The 26,192-nt window shown below is 46.6% G+C and carries 27 protein-coding genes; 8 read left to right on the forward strand and 19 right to left on the reverse strand.

The window, feature by feature from the left end; genetic code table 11:
- Window positions 1–8: 8 nt before the first annotated feature.
- Window positions 9–1,019 (reverse strand): aldo/keto reductase, encoded by a 1,011-nt coding sequence (locus ACYQZ0_RS04145; RefSeq protein ID WP_459775340.1) that lies wholly within the window; start codon window positions 1,017–1,019, stop codon window positions 9–11.
- A gap of 33 nt (window positions 1,020–1,052) precedes the next feature.
- On the opposite strand from ACYQZ0_RS04145, the gene purH reads away from it, so the two are divergent.
- Window positions 1,053–2,573: a bifunctional phosphoribosylaminoimidazolecarboxamide formyltransferase/IMP cyclohydrolase gene (purH, locus tag ACYQZ0_RS04150; RefSeq protein ID WP_459775341.1), complete on the forward strand. Its 1,521-nt coding sequence runs from the start codon at window positions 1,053–1,055 to the stop codon at window positions 2,571–2,573.
- Here purH and thiE read toward each other — a convergent pair.
- Entirely contained in the window at window positions 2,563–3,135 is a 573-nt protein-coding gene (gene thiE / locus ACYQZ0_RS04155) for a thiamine phosphate synthase (protein ID WP_459775342.1), read from the reverse strand. The genes purH and thiE overlap by 11 nt on opposite strands.
- 51 nt (window positions 3,136–3,186) lie before the next feature.
- On the opposite strand from thiE, the gene ACYQZ0_RS04160 reads away from it, so the two are divergent.
- A complete protein-coding gene (locus tag ACYQZ0_RS04160) occupies window positions 3,187–4,179 on the forward strand; it encodes an ADP-ribosylglycohydrolase family protein (protein WP_459775343.1) in 993 nt (330 codons plus the stop codon).
- Here ACYQZ0_RS04160 and ACYQZ0_RS04165 read toward each other — a convergent pair.
- The 3 genes from ACYQZ0_RS04165 to ACYQZ0_RS04175 are packed head-to-tail and all read right to left on the reverse strand — an operon-like array spanning window position 4,165 to window position 6,128.
- A complete protein-coding gene (locus tag ACYQZ0_RS04165) occupies window positions 4,165–4,944 on the reverse strand; it encodes a Wzz/FepE/Etk N-terminal domain-containing protein (RefSeq protein ID WP_459775344.1) in 780 nt (259 codons plus the stop codon). The genes ACYQZ0_RS04160 and ACYQZ0_RS04165 overlap by 15 nt on opposite strands.
- An 11-nt stretch (window positions 4,945–4,955) precedes the next feature.
- Window positions 4,956–5,534 (reverse strand): aminoacyl-tRNA hydrolase, encoded by a 579-nt coding sequence (gene pth / locus ACYQZ0_RS04170; RefSeq protein WP_459775345.1) that lies wholly within the window; start codon window positions 5,532–5,534, stop codon window positions 4,956–4,958.
- Entirely contained in the window at window positions 5,535–6,128 is a 594-nt protein-coding gene (locus ACYQZ0_RS04175; RefSeq protein ID WP_459775346.1) for a 50S ribosomal protein L25/general stress protein Ctc, read from the reverse strand.
- Between the two features lie 56 nt (window positions 6,129–6,184).
- Here ACYQZ0_RS04175 and ACYQZ0_RS04180 point away from each other — a divergent pair, with 56 nt between their 5' ends.
- The gene (locus ACYQZ0_RS04180) at window positions 6,185–7,348 is read left to right on the forward strand and encodes an iron-containing alcohol dehydrogenase (protein ID WP_459775347.1); all 1,164 of its coding nucleotides are present in this window, start codon (window positions 6,185–6,187) and stop codon (window positions 7,346–7,348) included.
- A 3-nt stretch (window positions 7,349–7,351) separates the two neighbouring features.
- Window positions 7,352–8,407 carry a chorismate-binding protein gene (locus ACYQZ0_RS04185; RefSeq protein WP_459775348.1) on the forward strand — a complete coding sequence of 352 codons (1,056 nt, stop codon included), beginning with the start codon at window positions 7,352–7,354 and terminating at the stop codon, window positions 8,405–8,407.
- Here the strand turns inward: ACYQZ0_RS04185 and dapA are convergent.
- Window positions 8,390–9,274, reverse strand: a complete 885-nt coding sequence (gene dapA / locus ACYQZ0_RS04190; protein WP_459775349.1) for a 4-hydroxy-tetrahydrodipicolinate synthase — start codon at window positions 9,272–9,274, stop codon at window positions 8,390–8,392. The two genes, ACYQZ0_RS04185 and dapA, sit on opposite strands and share 18 nt — an antisense overlap.
- 71 nt (window positions 9,275–9,345) lie before the next feature.
- Here dapA and ACYQZ0_RS04195 point away from each other — a divergent pair, with 71 nt between their 5' ends.
- Window positions 9,346–10,395 carry a glycoside hydrolase family 130 protein gene (locus ACYQZ0_RS04195; RefSeq protein ID WP_459775350.1) on the forward strand — a complete coding sequence of 350 codons (1,050 nt, stop codon included), beginning with the start codon at window positions 9,346–9,348 and terminating at the stop codon, window positions 10,393–10,395.
- On the opposite strand, the gene ACYQZ0_RS04200 is transcribed toward ACYQZ0_RS04195, so the two are convergent.
- Together ACYQZ0_RS04200 and ACYQZ0_RS04205 are read right to left on the reverse strand one after the other, a co-directional pair.
- The gene (locus tag ACYQZ0_RS04200) at window positions 10,360–11,430 is read right to left on the reverse strand and encodes a glycosyltransferase family protein (protein WP_459775351.1); all 1,071 of its coding nucleotides are present in this window, start codon (window positions 11,428–11,430) and stop codon (window positions 10,360–10,362) included. The two genes, ACYQZ0_RS04195 and ACYQZ0_RS04200, sit on opposite strands and share 36 nt — an antisense overlap.
- A 5-nt stretch (window positions 11,431–11,435) precedes the next feature.
- On the reverse strand, window positions 11,436–12,515 hold the full coding sequence (locus tag ACYQZ0_RS04205; protein ID WP_459775352.1) for an amidohydrolase family protein: 1,080 nt from the start codon (window positions 12,513–12,515) through the stop codon (window positions 11,436–11,438).
- A 22-nt stretch (window positions 12,516–12,537) separates the two neighbouring features.
- Between ACYQZ0_RS04205 and serS the strand changes: the two genes are divergently transcribed.
- The gene (gene serS, locus ACYQZ0_RS04210; protein WP_459775848.1) at window positions 12,538–13,809 is read left to right on the forward strand and encodes a serine--tRNA ligase; all 1,272 of its coding nucleotides are present in this window, start codon (window positions 12,538–12,540) and stop codon (window positions 13,807–13,809) included.
- A 176-nt stretch (window positions 13,810–13,985) separates the two neighbouring features.
- A complete protein-coding gene (locus ACYQZ0_RS04215) occupies window positions 13,986–14,120 on the forward strand; it encodes a hypothetical protein (RefSeq protein ID WP_459775353.1) in 135 nt (44 codons plus the stop codon).
- Between the two features lie 9 nt (window positions 14,121–14,129).
- Here the strand turns inward: ACYQZ0_RS04215 and hypF are convergent, their stop codons facing one another.
- Genes hypF through ACYQZ0_RS04260 form a run of 9 tightly spaced genes read right to left on the reverse strand, consistent with a single transcriptional unit; the run spans window position 14,130 to window position 22,552 of the window.
- Window positions 14,130–16,370: a carbamoyltransferase HypF gene (hypF, locus tag ACYQZ0_RS04220; RefSeq protein WP_459775354.1), complete on the reverse strand. Its 2,241-nt coding sequence runs from the start codon at window positions 16,368–16,370 to the stop codon at window positions 14,130–14,132.
- Window positions 16,345–17,118 carry a hydrogenase nickel incorporation protein HypB gene (gene hypB / locus ACYQZ0_RS04225; protein ID WP_459775355.1) on the reverse strand — a complete coding sequence of 258 codons (774 nt, stop codon included), beginning with the start codon at window positions 17,116–17,118 and terminating at the stop codon, window positions 16,345–16,347. The genes hypF and hypB overlap by 26 nt, the downstream gene beginning before the upstream one ends.
- Window positions 17,111–17,503 (reverse strand): hydrogenase expression/formation protein, encoded by a 393-nt coding sequence (locus tag ACYQZ0_RS04230; protein WP_459775356.1) that lies wholly within the window; start codon window positions 17,501–17,503, stop codon window positions 17,111–17,113. Before ACYQZ0_RS04230 ends, hypB begins: the two co-directional genes overlap by 8 nt.
- Window positions 17,497–17,832, reverse strand: coding sequence for a thioredoxin domain-containing protein (locus ACYQZ0_RS04235; RefSeq protein WP_459775357.1), 336 nt, complete (start codon window positions 17,830–17,832; stop codon window positions 17,497–17,499). Before ACYQZ0_RS04235 ends, ACYQZ0_RS04230 begins: the two co-directional genes overlap by 7 nt.
- Window positions 17,819–18,304, reverse strand: coding sequence for a HyaD/HybD family hydrogenase maturation endopeptidase (locus ACYQZ0_RS04240; protein ID WP_459775358.1), 486 nt, complete (start codon window positions 18,302–18,304; stop codon window positions 17,819–17,821). The genes ACYQZ0_RS04235 and ACYQZ0_RS04240 overlap by 14 nt, the downstream gene beginning before the upstream one ends.
- 12 nt (window positions 18,305–18,316) lie before the next feature.
- Window positions 18,317–18,862: a HupE/UreJ family protein gene (locus ACYQZ0_RS04245; RefSeq protein ID WP_459775359.1), complete on the reverse strand. Its 546-nt coding sequence runs from the start codon at window positions 18,860–18,862 to the stop codon at window positions 18,317–18,319.
- Between the two features lie 11 nt (window positions 18,863–18,873).
- A complete protein-coding gene (gene cybH, locus ACYQZ0_RS04250; protein ID WP_459775360.1) occupies window positions 18,874–19,560 on the reverse strand; it encodes a Ni/Fe-hydrogenase, b-type cytochrome subunit in 687 nt (228 codons plus the stop codon).
- Window positions 19,561–19,572: 12 nt separating this feature from the next.
- Window positions 19,573–21,471 carry a nickel-dependent hydrogenase large subunit gene (locus tag ACYQZ0_RS04255; protein WP_459775361.1) on the reverse strand — a complete coding sequence of 633 codons (1,899 nt, stop codon included), beginning with the start codon at window positions 21,469–21,471 and terminating at the stop codon, window positions 19,573–19,575.
- Between the two features lie 13 nt (window positions 21,472–21,484).
- A complete protein-coding gene (locus ACYQZ0_RS04260) occupies window positions 21,485–22,552 on the reverse strand; it encodes a hydrogenase small subunit (protein ID WP_459775362.1) in 1,068 nt (355 codons plus the stop codon).
- A gap of 115 nt (window positions 22,553–22,667) precedes the next feature.
- On the opposite strand from ACYQZ0_RS04260, the gene mnmL reads away from it, so the two are divergent.
- Window positions 22,668–23,642: a tRNA modification radical SAM protein MnmL/YtqA gene (gene mnmL / locus ACYQZ0_RS04265; RefSeq protein WP_459775363.1), complete on the forward strand. Its 975-nt coding sequence runs from the start codon at window positions 22,668–22,670 to the stop codon at window positions 23,640–23,642.
- Here mnmL and ACYQZ0_RS04270 read toward each other — a convergent pair.
- Both ACYQZ0_RS04270 and nrdD read right to left on the reverse strand, forming a co-directional pair.
- Window positions 23,544–24,191 (reverse strand): radical SAM protein, encoded by a 648-nt coding sequence (locus ACYQZ0_RS04270; protein WP_459775364.1) that lies wholly within the window; start codon window positions 24,189–24,191, stop codon window positions 23,544–23,546. The genes mnmL and ACYQZ0_RS04270 overlap by 99 nt on opposite strands.
- On the reverse strand, window positions 24,182–26,167 hold the full coding sequence (gene nrdD / locus ACYQZ0_RS04275; protein ID WP_459775365.1) for an anaerobic ribonucleoside-triphosphate reductase: 1,986 nt from the start codon (window positions 26,165–26,167) through the stop codon (window positions 24,182–24,184). The genes ACYQZ0_RS04270 and nrdD overlap by 10 nt, the downstream gene beginning before the upstream one ends.
- Window positions 26,168–26,192 lie beyond the last annotated feature (25 nt).

Raw genomic sequence — 26,192 nt, forward strand, 5'->3', positions numbered from 1 at the left:
AGCCTAAGTTATTTAAAGAGCTTTAAAAATTTATCCCTTTCAACAGGCGGTATTTCAAGGACCTTGAGATTTTCAAGAAGGTGTTCCTTCCTGCTCATTCCTATAAGGAAGGTCCCTACTCCTGGTGTGCTCCTTACGAACTGAATGGCGACGTGAACGTCGTTATCAAGTCCGAAGAACGCCTTGAGTGACTGGGGAACTCTCCCTATAACGTTTCCCTGGTATATGGTTGCGCTTATGTATGTGTATATGCCAAGCTCCTGGGAAGCCTCAAGGGTTGAAAGCTCCTTCCCGTTAACCTTCTGGTTTTTTAAGGTAAATGCCTCTGGCATTCCGAGGTTGTAGGGAAGCTGGATAAACTTAAAGTGGTTATTGTCCCCCGCAACGCTTTTCGCTATCTCAACGAGCTCGGGGAGGTTGAGATACTGCCTTGATGCGGGAGTGAGCCTGAAGCCGTGCCACGTGGCAAGTCCGTAATACCTGAGCTTTCCCTCCTGAACCTTTTCCTCAAGGAGTTCAAAGCACTCCCCTATCTTCTCGTTGAACTTTTCCCTGTCAACGTAAAGGAGCTGTTCTTCGGGGTTGTGCAGGAAGTAAACGTCTATATACTCGGTTTGCATGTTCTCAAGGCTTTTGTTAAAGCACCAGTTTATAAACTCCCTTCCCAGGTAATGCCCCTGGGGTGTCATCTCGGAGAGGTTTATTATTCCCGTCCTTACGAAGTTCTTCTCAAAATACTCCTTTGGGTCCTCACCGCTCTCAACGTCGTAGGGTATATATCCTCCCTTCGTTGAAACTATAACCTTCTCCCTTCCAACGTCTTTTAAAACCTTTCCGACCACTCTCTCGCTCTTCATATACCTGTAGTTAATGGCTGTGTCCACTACGTTTATGCCCTTCTCCACAGCGAGCTTTATGGTTTCGTAATACCTTCTGTCGGTATCTTCGTCAAGCTCACCGAGGTAAGTTCCCACTCCCATCTCGGAAAGTTTCATTCCTTCAAACTCTTTGTAAAGCATAGCTTTTATGATTTTATTTTTAAAATTGTTTAAATGAAAGCGTTAATATCAGTTTACAGAAAAGAGGGAATAGAAAAGCTCGCGAGGGAACTCAGGGAGCTCGGATACGAAATCATATCAACGGGAGGAACCGCAAGATATTTAAAGGAAAAGGGAATTGAGGTTAAGGAGGTCTCGGAGATTACCGAGTTTCCCGAGATTCTTGAGGGAAGGGTGAAAACGCTCCATCCCAGAATTCACGGGGGAATACTTTACAGGGACTGGGTTGAAAAGGACAAAGAAGAGATAGAAAGGCTGGGGATAGAGACCATAGACGTTGTCGTTGTCAACCTCTATCCCTTTGAGGAGAAATTAAAGGAAGGGCTTGAAGAAAAAGAATTAATGGAGTTTGTAGATATAGGAGGTCCTACGTTAATAAGGGCTTCCGCAAAGAACTTCTTCAGGGTTGTCGTTCTCGTTGACCCTGAAGACTACGACTGGGTCATTGAGAAGTTAAAGAAGGGAACTCTTTCCCTTCAGGACAGGGCATACCTTGCGTGGAAGGCCTTTTCCCACACGGCGTATTACGACGGCGTCATATCCCAGGCATTTAAGAAGCTATACTCAATAGAGAGCTTTAACAAAGAGGAAGCTCTCCCACTAAGGCTCAAGAAAAAGCTCAGATATGGGGAGAACCCTCACCAGAGGGGATTTCTTTACGAGAATCCCCTTGAGGATATAGGGATAACGAAGGCGGACGTTCTTCAGGGAAAGGAGATGTCCTTTAACAACTACCTGGATGCGGATTCCGCGGTAAGGCTCGTTCTTGAGTTTCCGAACCAGACGGTTTGTGCGATTATAAAGCACAACAACCCCTGTGGTGTAGCGGTTGGAAACAATGTTAGGGACGCCTTTTTAAGGGCTAAGGAGTCGGACCCCGTCTCCGCTTTCGGGGGCATAGTTGCCTTCAACGACAGGGTTGATGCCGAAACCGCAAAGGAACTCACCTCAATGTTCCTTGAGGTTGTAATAGCTCCAGAGTACGAGGAGGAAGCTCTGAGGGAGCTTTCTAAGAAGAAGAACTTTAGGGTTCTCAGGTTTTACGGGCTTCAGAACAGCTTTGACGTGAAGAAAGTTAGCGGTGGCTATCTCCTTCAGGATGAGGACACCGTTCTCTACGAGAGGCTTGAGGTCGTAACAAAGAGGGAGCCTACAGCCGAAGAAATGGACGACCTCATATTCGCTTACAAGGTAGTGAAACACACAAAATCAAATGCGGTTGTGATAGCAAAGGGAGGGAGAACTTTAGGCATAGGTTCCGGAAACGTCTCAAGGGTTGACAGCCTGAAGTGCGCCATAAATAAGGCAAAGGAGTTCGGATTTGACCTGAGGGGTGCGGTTGTCGCATCGGAGGCGTTCTTCCCCTTCAGGGACAGCATAGACATTATGGCGAAGGAGGGAATAACCGCGGTAATCCAGCCCGGGGGCTCAATAAGGGATAAGGAAGTAATTGAGGCCTGCAACGAGCACGGCATAGCAATGGTGTTCACGGGGCTAAGGCACTTCAAACATTAGCCTTCTCAGCGAACATCGTTATTCCTGCAATTCCGTAAGCCCCGTTCTTGTAGCACACTTTTATTTTTTCCCAGGTTATTCCGCCAAGGGCATAAACGGGAATGTTTACCTTTTCGGATACCTCCTTTAAGGTCTTCAGTCCTATGGGCTCAGCCTCCGGGTGAGAGGAGGTCCTGAAGATAGGACTGAGGGTTATGAAGTCCGCACCCTCTCTTTCAGCATACCTTGCACTCTCAAGGGAGTGAGCGGAAAAGCCCACTATGAAGTTGGGATTTATCCTTTTCACAACTGAGGGGGGAAAGCTCTTTTCGGGCAGGTGAACCCCGTCAGCTCCCACCGCAAGGGCTATATCAAAACGCTCGTTTATAAGAAGGAGAGCATCATACCTTCTTGTTAGCTCCCTTACTTCTTTTGCAAGCTCGTAAAGCTCTTTATCCTTCAGGTCTTTCTCCCTCAGCTGAACCATCTTTACACCACTCTTTAGAATGGACTCAAGGGTTTTCAGGAAGTCCTCACCGTATTTCTTCCTGTCCGTTATGGCGTAAAGCCTCGGGAGTTCCATAAGCTTAAAATTATATTTCCTTACCGCTTTTCAGAAACTAAATTAAAACTCATGGATGATTACCTGAAAAGTAAGTTTGTAGGTGCTGTCCTCGGTGCTGCCGTCGGGGACGCTTTAGGGAAGGCGGTTGAGGACCTAACCGAGGAAGAGGTGATAGAGTTTTACGGGGACAGGATAAGGGACTTCGTATCCCCGCATCCCTCAAGCCCCGCTTATGGACAGCTTCCCGAGGAGACTTCCGACGAGACGACGATTTTCAGGATACTGCTTGAGAGCCTCGTTGAGAGCAAGGGTCTTGATATAAAGGATTTCTTAAACAGACTGATTGACTGGTATAACAGGGAGGAAACCCACAGGTATCCTGACCCCATGCTTCTCACAGCGATAGACCTCCTCTCAAGGGGAATAAATCCTTCCTCTCACGGGCTCGTTTCCTCCTCCGTTGAGGGTATCTTAAGAAGTGTTGCGATGGGACTCTTCCACTACTACAATCCCGAACTTGCGGCGGAAGGGGGAAAGGTTGTCTCCCTCTTAACCCACAGGGGAAACGTAATTTCCGAAACCTCCGCAATTCTTTCCGCACTTATAGCCCATCTCGTGAGGGGAGACTTCCTCCTTGAGGACTTCAGGGAGAGAATAAGGCTGATAGAAAAACTGAAGGAATACGTTAAGGACGAAAAGGTGAAGAAGGTTCTTGACAAGGTTTCTGAGCTTCTTATGGAGAGTGCGGACCTTGATACCGCTATAATGACCCTGGGAAACGGAACTTTTGCCCTTGAAGCCCTTCCCCTCGCTATATACATATTCCTATCAAACCTTGATAATCCAGAAGAGGCCCTATATCAGGCTGTTAACTCATACGGGGAGTTCGGCGGGGATACGGATGCCGTTGGTTTCCTCGTAGGAAGCATGGTGGGAGCCTATTGGGGGGAAGAAGCCATTCCCTACCACCTCAGGGAAAACGTTGAGAACTCAAAAAAACTAAGGGAGCTTGCAGAAAAACTCTACGAACTTACTGAAAAACAGCAGTTAAGTTTGTCTTGACTTTCTGTTTTCCCAAGCATGTTTAAACAGAGCAAGGAATATACCTAAAAACAATCCACTAACAAAGGCAACAGAAGTTATGAGTATAGGTTTCGGTTTTACAGGTTTATCGTAAACTATAATATCGCTCGTAAATTCTATAAGCTTAGGATTTTCCAACCAGTTCTTTAGTATTCTTTTCTGGGTTGATATGCTTATAAGCGTTGATATGAAGTTTTCGGATATACTCGTTTTGTCGGGAAGTATCTTCCCGAAGTTTTTAAGGGTTTCATCTATAATCTCAATTTTCGTCTTCACGAGTTCCCGCAGAGTCTTTATCTTTTCCTTAAGAACAATGTTATTAATTATTTTGATAACTTCCCTTAAATTCTTTTTTGCTTCTTCCTTTGAATAGCCAAATGCTTCTATTTTTCCAAGGTTCTCATTCCTTTTTATACTTGAAATATTTACATCTATTCCAAGGTTTTTACTTTTTATGTAAGATTCAAAACTGGTTTTTAGCATAGATACGTTTATAAATTCTATATCGCTTGATCTTTGAAAATCTGAAGTAATTATTTTATATACATAATCAACTATCTCAAAATAAACCTCAGCCTTATATGTCCTTGGCATTATGAATGAAGCTAAAGCAGCTGTAAGAGTAAAAAGTAGAGTGGTAGCCAGTATAATTACGCGTTTTTTATACAGAACCTCAAGAAGCTCAAATAAGTCTATCTCATCTTCCTCGTAATAATATCCTTGATTTTTCTTCTGTTCTTCCATAAAAGCCTCCTTTAAATAACATCCTGTCTGTTGCAGTATTCCATAGCATGCTCGGGGGAGGTCTCTATTGCCCTTATAAGGCATCTTACCGCTTTCTTTATGACGTTTGATATTACCTTCTCCTCTTCGGGAGGAAAAGGGGAAAGCACGTATTTAACTACGTCTTCCTTCTTTTTGGGTCTTCCTATTCCTATGCGTAGCCTCGGGAAGTTCTGAGTTCCTATGTATTTTATTATTGATTCAACACCTTTGTGTCCTCCCGAGCTTCCCTTAAGGCGTAGCCTCATACTTCCGAGGGGAAGGTCAAGGTCGTCGTAAACGATTATCATCTCCTCGGGGGAAAGCTTATACTCTTCAAGGAGGTTATAAACAGCCGCACCTGAGTTGTTCATATAGGTCATGGGCTTTGCGAGAATTACTTCCTTGTGGGGGAGGCGAACGCGGTAAGTGAGGGAGAGGGCTTCCTCAAAGGGGCCCTTAGCCCTCAGGGCTTTTACGAGCTCGTCTATAACCATAAATCCAACGTTGTGCCTCGTTTTCTCATACTCCTTTCCCGGATTTCCCAGACCTACTACGAGCCGTATATCCATTTAGGAGGTTTGCTCTTCCGTCTGTTCTTCAGTTTCTTCCGTTACCTCTTCTTCGGGCTCGTAAACTACCGCCACGGTTTCATCTGGATTATCAAGGATTACACATCCTTCGGGTGGCTTTATATCCCTCACGTGAAGGGCTTCACCGAGTCCCAACCCGCTCACGTCAACAACTATCTTCTCGGGAATCTGCGCGGGAGGTGCTTTTACGGTTAAGGTGTGCATAACGGGCTCAAAGGTTCCTCCAGCCTCAACACCCTGAGGTGTGCCTACAAACTCAATGGGAACCTCAACCTCAATCTCCTGAACGTTAGATAGGTCGTAAAGGTCTACGTGAATGGGATTATTTCCGAGCCACCCGAACTGGATATCCTTAAGTATGTAAACCTTTGTCTCTCCGTCAAGCTCACCCTCAATCAGGAAAGCCTCTCCGTGGGGAAGGGATGCAAAATCCTTAACGCTTATCCAGGCATGTCTGTTCTCAACGCCCTTTCCGTATATCTCCACGGGAAGCCATCCTTCCCTTCTCTTTCTCTTGAGCTCACTCTTCCTTCCCGGTTTCCTTGGATAAAGCTTTACCTTAACCCTTTTCATCTTTAAATCCTCCGTCGTTCAGAAGAGATTATTATAACAGCTTATATTTTATACTCATGACAATAGTTAACGAGTACAGACCCGTTGAGATATACTTCGGTGAAGGGGCTGTAAAGAAAGCGGGAGAGGTAGGAAGAAGGTTCGGTTTTAAAGCCCTAATTGTTACAGGAAGAAAAAGCACTAAAGTATCCGGTGCTCTTGATAAGCTCACAAAAAGCCTTGATGAACACGGAATAAGGTATGTAATTTACGACGAGATAACACCCAATCCCACCGATAAGCAGGTGAACAAGGGGGCTGACATAGCTGTAAGGGAAAAAGTTGACTTCATAATAGGTATCGGAGGGGGAAGCGTTCTTGATGCGGCAAAGGCAATTTCTATAGTTTCCTCAAACGAGGGATACGCCTGGGATTACGTGAGGTATCCCGAAGGAAGCAGGCTAATCCCTTACCTGAACCGTCCCGTTATAACGATACCCACAACCGCTGGAACGGGTAGCGAGGTAAACAGATACTCGGTTCTAACGAATCCTATGACAAAAGAGAAGATGGTAATATCCCACAGTCTTAACTATCCTAAGGTTGCTCTCGTTGACCCCGAACTCACCTACACCATGTCCCCGGAGCTCACCGCCATAACAGGATTTGACGCACTCATGCACGCCCTTGAGAGCCTTACGAACAAAAGGGAAAACTTCATAGCGGAAGAATATGCTATAAAAGCGGCGGAGCTTATAGCTAAATGGCTTCCCGTTGCCTACGAAGAACCCGAAAACAAAAAAGCAAGGAGGTATATGAGTTATGCAGCGATGCTCGCGGGAATAGCTATAGACCATCTTGGTGTGGCCCTCATACACGCTATGGAGCACCCCGTTTCGGGACACTACCCCGATGTAGCTCACGCGGAAGGACTTTCCGCATTATCAACCTACATAACCGCCTTTAACTACAAGGGAAATCCCGAGAAGTATGCCCTTTTTGCAAAGCTCATGGGCGAAGAGGAAAAACCCCACAGGGCGGTTGACGCACTTGTCAAGTTCATAGAGCGTTTTAATCTTCCCAAAACTCTTGAAGAACTCGGTGTGGAGAAGGAAAAGCTTGAAAGACTTGCGGAAGATGTCTATATGTGCGGAAGGACAGCCTTCGCGGTTAATCCCGTTGAGGTTGATATGGACGCGGTTTATGAGCTTTACGAAAGAGCTTACGAGGGAAAGCTCTAAAGTATGGAGCTCATACTCTCGGGAGCTTGGTTCGGGAAAAGAAAACTCCTGAAGGCGGAGATAAAAAGGGCTGAGTTTTACGAAAGTCTTGAATATATAGAACCTAAAAACTCCCTCGCTTTTATCCTTCTTTCCTACGAGCTTTCTTCAGAAATCCTTAACGTGAAGGTAAAAATCTCCGATAAACCTAAGGTTGTTTATCTGGAGCTCGGAGAGTTAATCCCTTTCGGAAAGGTATTCTCAAGGAATGTAAGCTTATACCCGAAGGGTTCAGCCCTTACGGACGAGGAGTTTATGGAGAGAGTAAGTAAGGTAAAAGAATACATAAAGAGGGGAGACGTTTACCAGATAAACCTCACAAACAGGTTTGATTACTACCTTGAGGGAAGCCCCCTTGATTTATTCCTAAACTTTTACATATCCCAGCCCGTTCCCTTTGGCTTTTTCCTGAACCTGAACGATTTTTACGTTATCAGCGGTTCCATGGAGCTATTTCTTGAGAAAAGGGGAAACATCTTAAGGAGTAAACCGATAAAGGGAACCTCAAGAGAGCAGAAATACTTGAAAGAAAGTCAGAAGGAAAGAGCGGAAAACCTCATGATTACCGACATGATGAGGAACGACCTCGGGAGAGTTTGCAGAATGGGAAGCGTTTACGTTAAGGAGCTTTTTAAGGTTGAGAAGTTCAAAACCCTTTACCACCTCGTTTCGGAAGTTAGGGGCGAGACCGATAAAGACTTTAAGGAAATCCTTCTTAACACCTTCCCTCCCGCATCTGTTACGGGGGCACCCAAGAAAAGGGCTGTTGAAATAATAGACGAGCTTGAGCCCTTTGCGAGGGGTTATTACTGCGGAAGTGCGGGCATTTTATTTCCTGATGGGGACTTTAAGCTATCCGTTCTTATAAGAACGGCGGTAGGAGAGGGAGAAAACCTGAGCTACTTTGCGGGTTGCGGTATCGTGTGGGACTCCGTTCCCGAAAGGGAGAAAGAGGAGATGCATCTAAAGAGGGAAGCTTTCAGAAGAGCGGGAGAAAGAACTTCAGTTCTTAAGGGGTAGCCCGTATCTCTCAAGAACTCCCCTCAGTTTTTTCTCATTTTCAGGAGACATCTCGGTAAGGGGAAGCCTGAACTCCTTTTCGCACATTCCGAGCATCCAGCAGGCTGTCTTTACGGGAATGGGATTCGTTTCTATGAATAAAACCTTAAAGAGGTCGTGAAGGTAGTAATGTATTTCTTTAGCTCTCTTGAAGTCCCCCTCAAGGGCGTAATGGGTAAGCTCCTTAACTTCCTTGGGCATGATATTATTAGCTACCGATATAACACCTTTTGCCCCGAGGGACATCATAGGGAGGGTGAGGCTGTCATCTCCCGAAAGAACCGCAAAGTTCTCACCGAGCCTCTTTACTATCTCGGAAATCCTGTCCATGTTGGGAGTAGACTCCTTTGAACCCACTATGTTTTCGCACTCGCTCGCAAGCTTATAAAGGGTATCAACCGATATCTCGGTGCAGGTCCTTGAGGGAATGTTGTAAATGATTATGGGTATATCTACCTCCTTTGCCACGGTCTTGAAATGCTCGTAAAGCCCCCTATGGGTTGGTTTGTTGTAGTAGGGAACCACTACTAGAGCTCCGTCAGCCCCCACCTCTTTTGCGTGAGCGGTTAGGTGAACCGCCTCGTGGGTTGCGTTTCCACCCGTTCCCGCTATTACTTTTATCCTTCCGTTAGCCTTCTTTACCGCAAACTCAATAACCTGTTCGTGCTCCTCAAAGGTTAAGGTGGGGGACTCACCCGTTGTTCCGCAAACGAGCACAGCATCGGTTCCGTTTTCAATGTGGAACTCTATCAGGTTTCCGAGAGCCTCGTAATCCACCTCTCCGTTTTTAAAAGGCGTTATTAAGGCAACTATAGAGCCTTTAAACATTATCTTTTCCTCCTTAACATTATCTTTTCCTCCTTTTTATTACAAGTATAACGGATTAAAATTATTGAGCTATGGTTACGCTGAAGAGCGCCTGGAAAGAGATTTCGAGAAAGATTATTGATAAAAGAAGATTTGAGACAAGGGATATAGTAAAGAGACTAAAGGTAATTACGGGACACGACCTTATAATGAAGAACTATCCCGTAAGAACTCCGAGGGTTGCCTTCAATCCCTCAATACACCTTTTCGGTGATAAACTTCGCGTTTACGCAAGAGTGATAATGGGATACTACACCTACGCGAGTGCTGTTGCGGAGTTTGAACTCGGCCTTGAGGAGCTCGGCTCTCCCGAAAGGAGAGAATATGAGGCTGAGATTACGGTAATTCCCGATACGAAGTATGACCTCTGGGGCGTTGAGGACCCGAGAGTTTATGAGATAGACGGAAAGCTTTTTATGACCTACTGCGGAAGAACGGTTAATTACTTCAACGTTGAGGTAAAAAGTGAGAGAACGCTACCCGTAACGGCGGTTTATAAAAACGGAGAGTGGAAGAAGATTGCGGTTTTCAGGATGCCTGAGGAGATAAGAACCTTTGTTGAGAGCGATAAGAACGCATTTCTCGTTAAGGGAAAGAGACTAATGCTTTACCACAGGCTTCATATGCTCAACGATAAATTTTACCTTGCGGTTTGTGAAATTCCTCAAAGCGTTCTTGAGTCGGAAGCGCTCAGGGAGGTTGAGATAGGGGAAAACCTTACGGTTATGGAGAGTGCTCCCTTTGAGGAGAAGATTGGATGGGCTACACCTCCCGTAAAGGTTAACGATGAGTTCCTCGTTTTAATACACGGCGTTGATAAGGAACTTCAGGCCTACAGAGTCTTTGCGGTTCTTATGGACGATGAGGGAAGGTTCACCGCGGTAACACCCTTTTACATACTTGAGCCGAGAGAGATATATGAAAAATACGGGGACAGACCTTTTGTAGTATTCCCCTGCGGTATCCAGAAGCTCGGAGATAAACTCCTAATCTCTTACGGAGGTGCGGACACAACGGTAGTCATAGGTGAGATAGAGCTTGAGACCTTAATGAATATCCTTGAGGACAACAGAGTTTATTAACTCCTCGTACTTGTCGGTAATCTTCTCAACGCTGTTCTCCTCAACAAACTTCCTTGCGTTTTCCCTTATTCTCTCCCTCAGCTCTTCCTTTTTAATTACCTCAAGGAGCTTCGCGTTCAGGTCCTCAACGTCCCTGTAAAATATGACGGGAGCATCTTCACCGTGGGGCAATGTCTCAAAGAACCTGTTGTCGGGAACTACGGTAAGCGTCAGCGTCCCGAGAACCTGGTAAATGGTTGAGGATACAACGACCTTCTTCGTGTTTCCTTTCGGAAGAAGGTGTATGTCCGAGCTGTGGAGCTCCTTAACTATGTCCTCGTAATCAAGAACCCTCTCCTCCTGCGTTATCCAATCCTCCTGAACCCTCAGGGGCTCAATAGCCCTCACAACCCTGTAAGTAAAATTATCAAACCTCTTTCTGAGAACCTTCAGCGTTTCTATATAAGGGCAGTATTCCTCTTTAGGCTGTCTTCCGAAGGAAAAGAACCTGACTACCCCATCCTCCGCAAACCTTCTCTTTCCTTCTCTCACGGGATAACAGGGATAGGGAATTATCTCCACCTTATCCTCCTTTACCCTGTCTTTTAGGACTTCCTTCACATATCTCTCGTCAAAGACGACGACCTTTTCAAAGAGGTTCATATCCCCATACTTCAGGTCCTCATACGTGGCCTCGTGGATTACCGCTATTGAGGGGATACCCCTATCCCTCAGTATCCTCACAAGCCTTTCAACGTCCCTGTAGGGCAGTTTTTCGTAGCTCTCAACTATAAGGAAGTCTATATCCTCGTTCAGGACCTTCTCAATATCAAGCCTTCCTTCCTTTCCATCGGGAGAGGTTTCTTCGTAGCACCTTATTACGTATTCCTCATCTGGTCTTATGAGTTTGTGATGCCACCAGCGGTTTGCACTCTCAAGGTAGGGGGCAAAGACCTTAATCTTGTGACCCCTTCTCAGGAGCTCCCTCCCTATCATCTCCCCGTGGAGGGAAACACCGCAGGTTGCGTTCCACCTGCTCAATATTCCTATTACCATATTTATTAAGTTAAATAACTTTTATCACTTTTCCAACCCCCGAAGTAATAAATTACCTTTTCCTCGGTAAGTCTTTTCTTTGCACACTCAACCGCGTAATTAATATCAAAGGGCATCATGTCGGTCCCGAAGATGAGCTCAGCACCCAAACGGTCAACCAAGTCAATGGGATTTATCCTCTTTGCCCTTTCCTCCCCGAGTGCCTTTACGTATATGTCCCCGTAGTAGCAGTTAAAGTTTGGTTGCATGCAAAGAAGAACGTTAAGCTCCTTAGCCCTTTCTATTTGTTTTTCCGTTATAAGCTCCGCGTGTTCTATTCTGTGGTATTTAAGGGACACATTTGCCTTCTCAAGGGCATTTAATGCGACCTCAATAGCTCCGTCCCCTATGGCATGCAGGGAAATCCTCAGGTTTTCCCTCTCAAGCTCTTTAATTATTTCTACAAGCCTTTCCTCGGAGATTGAGAGCTCTCCCCTCGTTTCCGTATCCTCGTAAGGCTCTTTCAGGTATGCAGTTCTTGCGGAGATAGAGCCGTCAACGTAAACCTTCACCCAGCCGAGTTTTAATTTCTTCCTATCCCCGTATCTCTCAAAGAGCTTAAGGACTTCCCTGTAATCCTCGTAGTAGGGCATGAGAACAACGTTTAACGGAGGCTCGTTTTCAAAGTAGATTTTTGCAACCTTGTGGTCAACGTAGTCGTGAACTTCCGAAATGCCCATCTCCTTTGCCCTTTCAAGCCCCTCAAAGATGTATTCCCTTAGCTCCTTACCTCTCGGTTTCAGGAGACTTACCGCTTCCCAAAGCTCCTTTTCCGTTAAGAAGTTCTCCCTCTTCCCGAGGAGTTTCTTCATACCATCGTTCAGTATTCCCTTGTGCCCGTCCTTGTAAAGGAGAAGAACGGGATAATCAAGGGAGTTTATATCTTCGGGAGTTATACCTAAGGAGTAATCAAGCCCGTAAGCTACGAGCTTATCCTTTTTCAAACCTCTCAGGTATTCAATCAATTCCCCCTTTTCCTTGAATCTGTGAAATGGAACGCTTGATAGGGCAAGGAGTTCCATATGTGTGTGTGCATCAACGAACATGGATGTAATAATATACTTCCTTATGATAGACATTAACCTGATAAGGAATAATCCCGATTTTGTGAAAGAAAGGCTCGCAACGAGGGACAGGGAACTCGTTAAGCTCGTTGATAAGGTTCTTGAACTTGATATAAAGAGAAGGGAGATAATAAAAGAGCTTGAGAATCTAAGAAGTGAGAGGAATAAGCTCAGCAAGGAGATAGGAAAGCTAAAGAGGGAAGGGAAGGACGTATCGGACATTCAGGCAAAAGTTAAGGAGCTTAAAGTAAGGATAGAAAAACTTGAAGAGGAGTTAAGAAAAGTTGAGGAGGAGCTTAAGAATACGCTTCTCTGGATACCAAACCTTCCCCACGAAAGTGTTCCCGTGGGCGAAGATGAGAACGATAACGTTGAGGTAAGAAGATGGGGAGAACCCAGAAAGTTTAACTTTGAGCCAAAGCCCCACTGGGAGATAGGGGAAAGGCTCGGAATACTTGATTTCAAAAGGGGAGCAAAACTCTCGGGAAGCAGGTTCACCGTGATAAAGGGATGGGGGGCAAGGCTTGAAAGGGCTTTGATAAACTTTATGCTTGATTTACATACAAGTAAGGGATACAAAGAGGTATGCCCTCCCCACCTTGTGAAACCCGAAATTCTTGTAGGGACTGGACAGCTCCCTAAGTTTGAAGAGGATTTATACAAGTGTGAGCGGGATAATCTATACCTTATACCCACCGCGGAAGTTCCCCTAACAAACCTATACAGGGAAGAGATACTGAGGGAGGAAGACCTGCCCATATATCTCACCGCTTACACCCCCTGCTACAGAAGAGAAGCGGGGGCTTACGGGAAGGATATAAGGGGAATAATAAGACAGCACCAGTTTGATAAGGTTGAGCTTGTGAAGATTGTTCATCCCGATAACTCTTATGAGGAGCTTGAGAAGCTCGTAAGGGATGCGGAGGAAGTTCTCCAGCTACTCGGACTCCCTTACAGAGTTGTTGAACTATGCACGGGAGACCTCGGCTTTTCCGCTGCAAAAACTTACGACATAGAGGTATGGCTTCCCTCCCAGAACAGATACAGGGAGATATCCTCCTGCTCAAACTGCGAGGACTTTCAGGCAAGAAGAATGAACACGCGATTTAAAGACTCAAAGACCGGAAAAAACAGGTTCGTTCATACGCTAAACGGCTCGGGACTTGCGGTAGGAAGAACCCTTGCAGCAATCCTTGAAAACTATCAGAGGGAAGACGGAAGCGTTGAAGTTCCAGAGGTCCTTAGGGATTACGTGGGAACGGATGTTATTAAATAACTGCATGAGAAGAAGGTTCTGAGCGGAAACTATAAGGAACTTCGGAACGGGCTTAATGGTGGGAGCTTTTTTGCTTAAGATTTCCAAAAGGATTGAGTTAAGCGAGATGTTAAGCGTGTTGTCCCTGGGAATAATAAACGTTATATGCGCTTTATATTTAGTAGTGGAGGAATAGTATGGATGTTCTTAAAAGAATATTGAATAGTGACGTAGTTCTTTTGGCTTTCCTCGGCTCTTTAGCGTTATGGGGACTCTCCCTTTTTGTTATCTGGCAGGAAAAGAAAAAGAAAAAGAAACAAAAAACAGCTTGAAAAACATTTTTACAAACTCATTACCATCCCGTAAACCGCCTGACCTACGCATAAACCGCTGTCGTTCGGTGAAACCTTCTGATGAGTGAAAACCTTAAATCCTTCCTCTTCAAGGAGTTCCTTTATCTTTGATACCAGAGGGTCGTTCTGCATAACTCCCCCTGAAAGGCATACCTTCGGTATTCCAATCTCTTTTGCTATATCAAGGCATATGCGGGCAAGGGTGTTTATGAACCTCGTTGATGCCCTTCGGGGGTCCCTTTCTTCAATCAATGCTGAAATTATCTCCTCCCAGAATATCTTTCCTTCCTTTATTGTGTAAGGATAAAAGCCCCTTTCGGTGTGGTCGTATAAATCCTCTATCATCATTGCTCCCTGTCCTTCATAAGAGAGAACCTGTCTTATGCCGAGAAGTGAGGAGACCGCATCAAAGAGTCTCCCGACCGAAGAGCTCAAGGGGGAGTTTATTCCCCTTTTCCACACCTTAAAGAGGTTCTCAAGCTCCTTCTCGCTGAAAGCCTTTAATGTTGGCAATTCCATACCGAGGGCTTTATCTCCGAAAAGCTCAAAAAGTAAGGAGAGGGCAACTCTTCTCGGTTCTTTTACCGCTTTTTCTCCTCCTATTAACCTGAAAGGTTTGAAGTAAAAAGCTCTTTCATAATCTCTGTAGTCGCATACGAGAAACTCGCCTCCCCAGAGGGTTCCGTCCTCCCCGTATCCCGTCCCGTCCCAGGCTATACCGAGAACCTTTTCCTTAACCTTATTCTCTGCCATGCAGGAAAGGATATGAGCGTAGTGGTGCTGAACCTTAACAAGCTTTATTCCCCTTTCTCTTGCAAACTCTACCGCCCACCTCGTTGTTTCATACCTCGGGTGCATGTCGCAAACGATAACGTCGGGTTCAAACTCGTAGAGTTTCATAAAATCGTAAACCTCTCTCTCAAAGGCCTTCAGGTTCGTTATGCTGTCTATGTCTCCTATATGCTGGCTTGGGAAAGCTTTATTCCCGAAGGCTATCGCAAAGGTGTTCTTGAGCATACCTCCCACCGCAAGAACCTTCCTGTCTGAAGAAAGGGGGAGCTCAACGGGAAGGGGCGCGTATCCCCTTGAACGTCTTATAAAGGTCGGAATTCCTCCCACGACTTTCACAACGCTGTCGTCGCACCTTCTTTTTATATCCCTGTTGTGAAGGAGTATGAAGTCGGAAAGCTCCGAGAGCTTCTCAAAGGCCTCTTCGTTGTCCTTGACTATGGGCTCATCGGACAGGTTTCCCGAGGTTGCAACAACGGGAAAGTCAAGGGAACTCAGTATAAGGTGGTGAAGGGGAGAGTAGGGAAGGAAAGCCCCGACTCTTCTGAGATAAGGGGCTACCGACGGGGCAAGCTCCTTTTTCTTTTCTATGAGAACGATAGGTCTTTCGGGAGATAGGAGCAGGGCCTTCTCAAGCTCCGTGGGGTTTGCGTACTCCTCCACCTGTTTCAGATCCCTGAACATAACCGCAAAGGGTTTTTCCTTTCTCCTCTTTCTCTTCCTGAGCTCCCTTACCGCTTCTTCGTTCGTCGCATCGCAAACTAGGTGAAAGCCCCCTATCCCCTTTACCGCTACTATCTTTCCTTCTCTTATGAGTCTTACGAGCTTCTCAAGGGCTTCTTCCCTTCGGGCTATGAGGTTTCCCTCATTATCGTAAAGGGTTACGTGGGGACCGCATTTGGGGCAGGCGTTGGGCTGGGCGTGGAATCTCCTGTCAAGGGGGTTTTTATACTCCCTCTCGCACTCCTCGCACATCTTGAAGACTTTCATCGTTGTGTTCTTCCTGTCGTAGGGGAGCTTTTCTATAATTGTGAAACGGGGACCGCAGTTCGTGCAGTTTATAAAGGGATACCTGTATCTTCTGTCTTTGGGGTCAAAGAGCTCCCTGAGGCAGTCCTCACAGGTTGAGATATCGGGAAGTATGAGAACTTCCTTCTCCCCCTCTTCGTTGCTCTTCCTTATCTCAAAATCCTTATAACCTATCGGTTCTAAGAATAAGACCTCTCGGGAGTATATCCTCGCAAGGGGCGGTTTTTCCTTGGAAAGCCTTAGTAAGAACTTGTGAAGAAGCTCCTCCTCTCCCTCGACCTCTATCTCAACGCCCCTTGAGTCGTTTATTACGTATCCCTTAAGACCGAGTTCCTTCGCTATTCTGTAAACGAAGGGACGAAAGCCGACACCCTGAACCGCACCCTTAAGCTTTACTCTTGCTCTTCTCATTTAAGGAACTTCTAAGAACCTTCAGCTTAAATCTCAGATAATCAAGCCAGAGGTCAAGTCCCTCTCCCGTCTTTGCGGAAACCTTAAGAACGTCAATCTTGGGATTTACTCTCTTTGCGGACTCTATTGCATAATCAACGTTGAAATCCATATAGGGAAGAAGGTCAACCTTGGTTATGAGCGTAAGCTCCGAGTTTTTGAACATAACAGGATACTTTTCCGGCTTGTCCTCACCTTCGGTGGTTGAGAGTAAAACGACGTTGAGATGGGCTCCCACGTCGTAGGAAGCGGGACAGACGAGATTTCCCACGTTCTCAATAAAGACTATATCAAGCTCCTCAAGGGGAAGGTGGTGTATGCCCTCGTGAACCATGAAGGCGTCAAGGTGGCAGGCCTGTCCCGTTGTTATCTGGTATGCGGGTGCTCCCTTTCGCTTTATCCTTTCCGCATCCCTGTTAGTCTCAAGGTCTCCCTCTATAACTCCTATTTTCAGCTCACCGCTCAGGAGCTCTATCGTCTTCTCAAGGAGCGTTGTCTTTCCAGCTCCCGGAGAGCTCATTAGGTTAACCGCAAGAATTCCGTGCTCCTCAAAGTGCTTTCTGTTGCTCTGTGCCTGTTTATCGTTAGCATCAAGTATTTTCGTTAAAACTTCCAGGGTCTTTTTATCCCCGAGCGTAGGATTTGTATGATGGTGTTCATGGTGGTGTTCGTGATGTTCAGTTATTGAGCATCCGCAATCCTTACACATCTCTCACCTCCTTTTGTTTTTCCTCAATCTCCCTTATCTTCTCCTCAAGGTATTTTATGCTTTCTTCTATATCCTCTTTCTGGGCACTTGCGAGCTTGGGGAAGTGGGTTATCTCTATCGTTTCAAGAACGGGTTTATCGTCCCTGTTTTTTATCACACCTATCCAAACGCCGTATATTCCCGTCTCCTTCCACTCCGCGGGCTGGGTTTTTGAGGAGTAGGTTATCTTAACCTGGCCCTCTCCGAGGACATCAAGGAGGAGCTCTCTGTCCTCGGGGGTTATGGGGAGCTTGTTTATATAAATAATGTGTTCCTCTCCCTTCTCGTATAGGTCCTTAAGGGCCTGAAGAATCTCCTTGAGTATGGGGATTGAGTTCATCAGCATGATAAGGCCTCCCTTAGGGCACTCACGTATTCCGCCCAGTTCTTTATGCCCTCTATTCTCTTAACTTCTTTCCCTTCCCTGAATACAACTATGAGGGGAACCATACCTCCAGTTTTCAGCTCGTCCATGTCTCCCCACACGAACTTTATCCCGTTAAAGCTCTTTGCAAGCTCGGGAAATATAACGTCAACGTCAAAAATCTCCTTTATCTTGTCGTAAAGCCTCTGACTCCTCACGTATAGAACGAAGGTCTCTCCGTTATTTATTAAATCCCTAAGCTTTTCTTTATCAACTCTCTCAAGTTTCTCAAGAAACCTAACGCTTTCCATTTCTCTCCTCCAGCTTTACACCCCACTTTCTCAACTGGTTAGCTATCTCCTCAACGAGAAGAGGTATTTTTTCCTCAATTTCCGGCGTTAAGCTCGTTGAAACCTCAAGGCTCTTTGGTTCAAGCCCGAGAATTACTATCTCCTTTACGGGCTTTCCCATAAGCTCAAGGAGTGCCAGAACCTCCTGAATGCCGAGCTCGTGCATGGAAACCTTGTTTTTAAAATACTTTTTTACGTTTTCGCTTTCTATTCTGTAAAAGGTTCCCGGTTTTTTACCTCCGAGAACCGCATCAACTATTAAAAGCTTCTCGGAGCCTTCTATGAAATACATGAGGTCTATTCCGAGCGTTCCCCCGTCAAGAACCTTAACCTCTTCGGGGTATTTATACCTTTTCTTAAACTCCTCAACCGCCCTAACGCCGAGTCCTTCGTCCGATAAGAGTATGTTCCCGACGCCGAGAACCGTAATCATGGGAAGAAGGTATTAAAGCAGGAAAGCGAGAGCTAAGAGAGCCAGTCCGCTCACCCTTACGAGTCTTTCCCTTCCGAGCTTTCCTATGAGTATTCCGCTCACATGAAGTGTAGAGGTTGAAAGTATAAATCCGAGTGCGAATAGATGGGGATTTCCTTGGGGAGCTTCATAGCCGTGTGCAATTCCGTGGAAAAGTCCGAAAATCATTAGTGCGGGAAGTATGAACGAGAGCCTTGAGTTTCCGAGAATCAGGAGAAGTCCCGAAAGTGCAACCGAAAGGAGTATTCCGTTCTCAACGAAGGGTATATTAACTCCGTAGTATCCGAGCACAAATCCGAGTGCCATGGAGCTCACGAACACCGCGGGAGGAATAAAAGCTTTCTTTCCGAAGAGGTAAGCTCCGAGCATTCCGACCGCAACCATTACCGCGAGGTGGTCAATCCCCGTTATGGGGTGGAGAAGCCCTGAGGTGAAGGCATCTGTATGAGGTAAAAGGTGCCCGGGATGGGCAAAGGCAAAACCGAAGACACCGAGAAGAGCACCGAGATACTTTTTCATTATTACACCTCCTACTTTACATCGTCAATATCAACGGGTTCTTTCTCAAAGAACTTAACACCGCTAAACATAGAAGATACTTCTCCGTTTTTGTGGGTAAAGTCCTCCCTTGATACGAAGTAAACGTGAAGTATGAAGAAGAGTATTATGAGCCATGCGACTATGTGGTGCCAGTAGTGGGCCTCAAACTCCCCTCCGAGGCTCCAGACAACCCATCCGAAGAGGGAAGCCCAGAACCCGTCGGGGTCGGAAAGCCCGTACATACCGAATCCCGTCGCTATCATGAAGAAAATCATCAGGTAAACGAAGAAGTATGCGGTTCTCGCGAGGGGATTTCTAATCATGGGCCTGTGTTCCTTTATGAAGAGGTACTCCATAACCGTTTCCTTTAAACCTTGCCAGTATTCTATGGTCCAGAACTTGGGTATAAAGAGCCTGTCCCCCTTCCTGAAGAAGGCTATGAATATCCTGAAGAGGAAAGAAAAGAGGAGGACGTATCCCGCGGAGAAGTGAAGGAATCTTATGAATCCCATCGTTATGTTTTTCTCGTAAGCGTATGTTGCCTCGTATCCCGAAGATGTCGTGAAGTAGGGAGTTCCTATGTAGAGCCCCGTAAAGAAGAGAACCATAATGGCGAGGAAGTTTATCCAGTGCCATATCCTGAGGGAGGCACTGAATACGAAAATTCTCCTCAACATAGCAAATCCTCCTTAAATGCAAGCACCCTGAACCCTTACGCTCGTTATCTCCTCTCCTTTCTCGTTGTACAGGTGCGTTGAGCATGCGAGACAGGGGTCAAAGGAGTGTATTCCCCTAAGAACTTCCAGGGACTTTTCGGGAACCTTAACAACCGTGTCTATCATGCACTCCTCAAAGGCTCCGTGCTGTCCCTTGGGGTCTTTCGGTGAGCCGTTCCAGGTTGTAGGAACTACACACTGGTAGTTTGCAACCTTTCCGTCCTTGATTATGCACCAGTGTCCCAGAGAGCCCCTCGGTGCTTCCGTTATTCCTATACCCTTAGCCTCTTTGGGCCAGGTTGAGGGGTCCCACTTTTCCATGTTTGCCACGCTCGTGTCCCCCGCCTTTATGTTGTCGTAGAGCTTTTTCATCCAGTAGGTGTTTACGTGTGCAGCCATCTGTGCCTCAAGAGCTCTCGCTATGGTTCTTCCAACCGTTGTGGGGAGCCACTTTTCGGGGGGAAGTCCGAGGAGCTTTGATACGGTGTCTATCTGGTTGACTATGAGCTCATCAACCCACGTGGGTTTTATGTGTCCCTGTTTGACCTTCGTGTAAACGATTATGTATCTCGCCAGGGGACCAACCTCACAAGCTTTTCCTCTCCACCTGGGAGCTTTTATCCAGGAATACTTTCCGTTCTCGTCGAGGTATTTAATGTGGGTCTTTGTTCCTTCCTTTGGTCCGGTGTAGTTGGGCTCCGTTATTCCCTCCCAGGGGTGGAGTCCCTTCGTCTCGTCGGGATACTTATACCAGGAGTGGGTTACGAACTCCTGTATCTGTTCGGGGTCAGCGAAGTCTTTACCCTCAAGGTTGTAGAACTTTGCCTTATCAACGCCCTTGTAGAAGTCCTCAACAACGCCGTTTGAGTGCCAGAGTATCTTTTTGTGGTAATCCCCGTTAGTTATGCCCGTGTAGGGCTCATCGGGATAGTCCCCGTATCCTATAACCCTCTTCTTTGAGAGCCCTCCTCCGTAGAACCAGTTGTGTTTATTGAGGTATATGTCCGCTATTGCGAGTATGTCGGGAATGTAGAAGTAGTCCGTTGACTCAACCTGGGTGTATATCGCATCCTCAACTACCGCAAGTCTTTCCGCGTTCACGGGTGCGTTCATATCGTCCATGGATATGGAGCAGTTAACACCTCCTACTATGTAGTGGGGGTGGGGATTCTTTCCACCGAAGACAACCTGGGGTATGAAGAGCTCCATCTGGACGTCAAGCATGTTGAGGTAGTGGGCTATTGCGAGAAGGTGAACCTCGGGTGGTAGCATCTGGTAATCGGGGTGGTCCCACCAGTGGGCTGCAAATATACCGAGCTGTCCGCTCTCAACGAGCTTCTTAATCTTATTCTGAAATTCCCTGAAGTATCCGGGTGTTGCCTTTGGAAACTTCCTGGGGTATGCCCTGTGTCCGAGGAAATCGGGCATAAGCTCGTTCAGGACTCCGTACTTCTCAAGTATAACGTTCGCGAGTGCTGCGGTCTGAACGGGGTCCGCTTTCAGGGCTTCTACGGGAGATACCCAGTCAAGGGCGTGAAGGTGGTAAAAGTGAACAACGTGGTCGTGAACCTGGAGGGAGCCGTACATTATGTTCCTTATGTAGTTCGCGTTCTTGGGTATGGTTATGCCGAGGGCGTCCTCAACCGCCCTGAGGGAAGCGAGTGCGTGTATGGAGGTGCAGACTCCGCATATTCTCTGGGTGAATGCCCATACATCCCTTGGGTCCCTGTTTCTCACGATGAGCTCAATCCCCCTCCACATGGTTCCCGCGGAGAGGGCATCCTTCACCCTTCCCGTTTCCTCGTCAACCATTATCTCAATTCTCAGGTGTCCTTCTATTCTTGTGACGGGGTCAACAACAACTCTCTTCATCTATCTCACCTCCTTATTCTTCCTTCTTTTCTTGTGAAGCCTTTCTTATCTTCGTTGCTATACCGTGGAGGATAGCTCCGCCCGCTGCCGCCGCAGCTGCAACCGCTCCAACCTTATCCGCCTTGCTCTCAATGCCGGGAACGGGTATTCCTCCGATTCTCTCGTAGAAGGGTCCGTTATCCCAGAAGTTGTTTTCCGCACAACCTATGCAACCGTGTCCCGACTGTATGGGGTAGGAAAGTCCGTTATACCACCTGAGATTTCCGCAGGAGTTGTAAGTTGTCGGCCCCCTGCATCCAACCTTGTATAGACACCATCCCTTCTTGGCCCCTTCGTCGTCAAACTGCTCAACGAACTGACCTGTGTTAAAGAAGGACCTTCTGTAGCAGGTATCGTGAATCCTGTTTCCGTAGAACATCTTTGGCCTTCCCTGGCTGTCAAGGGGAGGGATTCTGTCAAAGAGAACCATATACATTATCACTCCCGTCATAACTTCCGCTATAGGAGGACATCCGGGAACCTTTATTATGGGTTTATCCTTAATGACCTTATCTATTGAAACCGCATGGGTCGGATTAGGCTTTGCCGCCTGAACGCATCCCCAGGACGCACAGCTTCCCCACGCTATTACCGCCTTTGCCCCTTCCGCGCTTTCCTTAAGTATCTCTACGAAGGGTCTTCCCCCTATTATGCAGTACATTCCGTCCTCTCCGAGAGGAGGATTTCCCTCAACAGCGAGTATGTAGTTGCCCCAATACTCCTTTATTATCCTTTCTCTGTGTTTCTCTATTGCTTCTCCCGCTGCAGCGGAAAGGGTGTCGTCGTATTCAAGGGAAATCATGCTAAGAACGACGTCGGAAGCGAGGGGTGTCGCGGAACGTATGAAGCTCTCAGAACAGCACGTGCACTCAAGTCCATGTACCCATAAAACGGGAACACAGGGCTTAGTTTCCATAGCCTTAACCACCTGGGGAACCATTGAGGGGGCAAGCCCCATGAGTCCCGTTATCGTGGTTGCAAACTTCAGGAAATCCCGTCTGCTGACGCCGTGTCTTTTAAAAACTTCCCAGAATGTTTCCATACCAGACCTCCCTTTTACTAAGTATAACCTTTCAAAAATGAATTTTCATTCATTTAACTTATGGTAATTATTAGGAAGACTTAAAAGATGAGTTTAAGGTAATAAATTAAGATATATGCACAGGATAAGGTTCTTTAGGTACTACGCCAGGGAACGCTTCGGAACTAGGGTGAAGAAGATTCCCGTTGCCCTTCCCTTCACCTGTCCGAACATTGACGGAAGCAAAGGAAGAGGTGGGTGTATTTACTGCTACAGGGGCTCAAGACCTGCACATCTTGAGCCTTCAAAGAACGTGAGAAAGCAGATTGAAGAGGGGATACTTCATGCAAAGGAGAGATATGGAAAGAAGACTAAGTTCTTCGTTTACTTCCAGTCCTACACAAACACATATGGGAAGTTATCCTACCTGAAAGAGGTTTACAATACCGTATTGGAATTTGAGGAGGTTGTAGGCCTTGATGTGGGGACGCGTCCCGACTGTGTTCCCGAGGAGGTTCTTGAGCTACTTTCCTCATACAGGAATCTAGGGCTTGAGGTGTGGGTTGAGTTCGGACTCCAGAGTGCGAACTTTGAGACGCTTAAGCGTATAAACAGACAGCATGGTGTTTCCGACCTCGTTGACGCTGTTCTGAGAAGCAAGGCAAAAAAACTCCTTGTTTGCGTTCACACAATTGTGGGGCTTCCCGGGGAAGGGAGGGATGACTTTATAGAAACCGCTAAGCTTATTGCTTCCCTTCCCGTTGACGGCATAAAGATACATCCCATATACGTTATGAAACACACTGGTCTTGCAAAGCTATACCTTTCGGGTGCGTTTAGAACACTTTCTTTTGAGGAGTATGTTAACTACGCGGCGGATATGCTTGAGATTATTCCCGAGAATGTGGTGGTTCACAGACTTACGGCGGAAGCGGAAAGGGATAAACTCCTCTCCCCCGATTACTGCGTTTACGAAAGGAAGCTTGAGGTGATAAAGGCAATTGAGGAAACGCTAAAGAGAAGGGGAACGAGGCAGGGAGCTAAAAATCCCTTTGTTAAAAGGGCAGTCAGGGACCTCGTAAAAGGGGTTGAGATACCAAGGAGCCTTTAAGCTTTTCGTAAAGCTTTTTATGGCTTTTATCTCCCTCTCTTTGAGCCAGGGGTATTTCGGCGTTCTGTAGAGTGTAAGGGGCAGTCCTTCGGCAATTTTCAGGCTTTCTTTTATCCTTTTTGTGTCAACGTTTACGTTTGTCGTGTAGGCGTAAAGCTCCTCGTTTTCAAGGGGAGCCTTTATATCAACCGCAAAGCCGTCAACGAAGGGTCTTAGTTCCTCAAGCTTTTCGGGATAGTATCCGTTTGTATCAATCCTAACTGATAAATCTTTCCTCAGGCTCTTAACCTTTTTAATGAACTCTTTCAACTCCTCCGTTTTATGAACGGTCGGCTCGCCTCCGGATATCACGACCGTATCTATAAATACCGCTCTTCTTACCTCTTTAAGGGCTTCCTCTTCTGATATCTTTCCTTTGCTTTTAAGGACTATTCTCCAGTTGTGGCAGTGTCTGCACCTGAAGTTGCAAGAGGGGAGGAATAAGACGAGGGACCACCTTCCCGGAACGTCAACCGTTGAATAGGTGAAGGAGTAAAAACTCAGTCCCAAGGTCTTACCCCCATATCCGAGAAGGTAAACTTCTTCCTTGAGACCCAGTCAGCCCTCCTTCCTCCCTGCCAGTAGTTTTCCTCACCTTCGTAAATAAATTCCTCTTTACTCTTTCTTTTAACCCTTCTCGCTATGGGCCTGTAATAACCTATTACCCTTGAGTAAACCGTGATGTCGTCCGAGCCGCAAAAAGCACAAACCTCCTTCTCGCCTACAACCTTTCCGCCGCATTCGTTACATACCGAGAGCGTGGGGGTAAGAGTTATGTATATAACCGGCAGGCTTTCAAATACTCTCTTTATAAAGCTCTTCAGAAGTTCCGCTTCAACCTTTTCGTTCAGGAATATATGCTGAACGCTTCCCCCGGTTGCCATGTTTTGCATCTCTGAAGAGACGTAAAGCTGCTTTGACAGGGACTCACAATCGTATGGAGGCTGAAATCCCGAGGTTAGGAACACACCGGAGCCCTTCGGATTTCCCTTAACGTATATGGGCCTGTCTTTCCTTTTCTCCCAGTACTCCCTGAAGAGTTTGAACTTTTTCCTGTTGATGTTCCTGTAGAACTCCAAATCCTTGAGGGCCAGGTAGGGGCCCGCCGTTTCCCCGGGTGCATACTCAAAGTTCCATGGAACTCCGTCCTCCCTCATGAAGTCCGAGAGCCTGTCAAGTATGAACTGGGAAACCTCCTTTGCGAACTCAAGCCCCTCCTCGCTCAAAATCCCTGACTCCTCCTCCACGATATTTCCCTTCCCGTCGTAAACCGCAAAACCGAAGTTTATAAGCCCCTCGTGTCCTCCCTGTATTGATATCGTGTTAAAGAGCGTTGATAAATCCCTTATGTAAAAGAAAAACGTGGGATAAAGCTCCTTATGCTCTTCTATGAACTCCCTCTTCTTGTTCAACACATTCCTCGCCATTAGGAGTATTTCCTCAAGATGTTTGAATAAACTCCTCTTATTCCCCCTGTGAACCCACCCCAGGCGGTTAAAGTTTATGGAGATTACGCCAACGGAACCCACTCCCGAAGCGTTCCCGAATATTGAGCCCCTGTTTGATACCTTAAGAACCTCCTCAAGGTTTACCTGGAACCTGCAACAAAAGCTTTTCTGAAGTGCTGGATTTCTCTCGGGAAGTCCCCTCTCCCGAAAAGGCTTTGATAAGAAGTTCTCAAAGTATGCGCCTCCGTGTTTATCAAGATTTTCAAGAAACTCGTTAAAAACCGCGTTCTCAAAGTCAAAGTCTTCCGTTATGGGAACGGTTATGAGCGGAAAGGTCCAGGGCTTTCCTTCCCCATCTCCCTCCCACAGGGCACTAAGAAATCCCCTGACTGCACGGTTGTAAAAATCCTCCGGAATTTCGTCATATTTAACGTTCAGGGGCTTTCCCCCTATAACTACGTATTCGTCCTTAAGAGATGGATTGGGCTTTCCAAAATCAAGGGTTACGTTCGTAAAGGGGCTGTTTCCGCTCCTGAAAGGCAGGTTTATGTTGTAAAGGAAGCTCTGAAAGACTTTCATCAATTCCCTTTCGGAATACCTCTTTCCTTTCCTCTCCTCGTACCAGAGGTAGGAAGCTGCAACGGTTATGAGGTCATTCAACGCAACCGCTCCCGCAACTTCCTGGGAGATGAGACATATAAAGTTCGCACATTGGTCAAGGAGTGTTCTCAAGCTCTTCGGCGGCTTTGAGACGGGGACCACCCTGCTCCTTGAGCGAAGACCCCATGAAGCTATATCCCTGGCCGAGAAACCAACGCAGTAAGGCCCGAGAAGGGAAAGCTGATGCTGATACCACCACCCCTCCTCGTGCATAAGTCTCTCCTCTTCCGTCAGAAGCCTCCTTAAGGTGTACTGCCTCATAACCTCTCCCGATAAGTTGTTGGCAAGGGCGGGAAGAGAGTAAACGTAATTTGCGTTATGCCTCGCTACCTCCCCTTTCTTCAGAAACTCGTCAATTAGGGACAAAAACGACCTCATGTTTCAACCTCCGGATTTTATTTAT

This window comes from Aquifex pyrophilus (genome assembly GCF_054656935.1).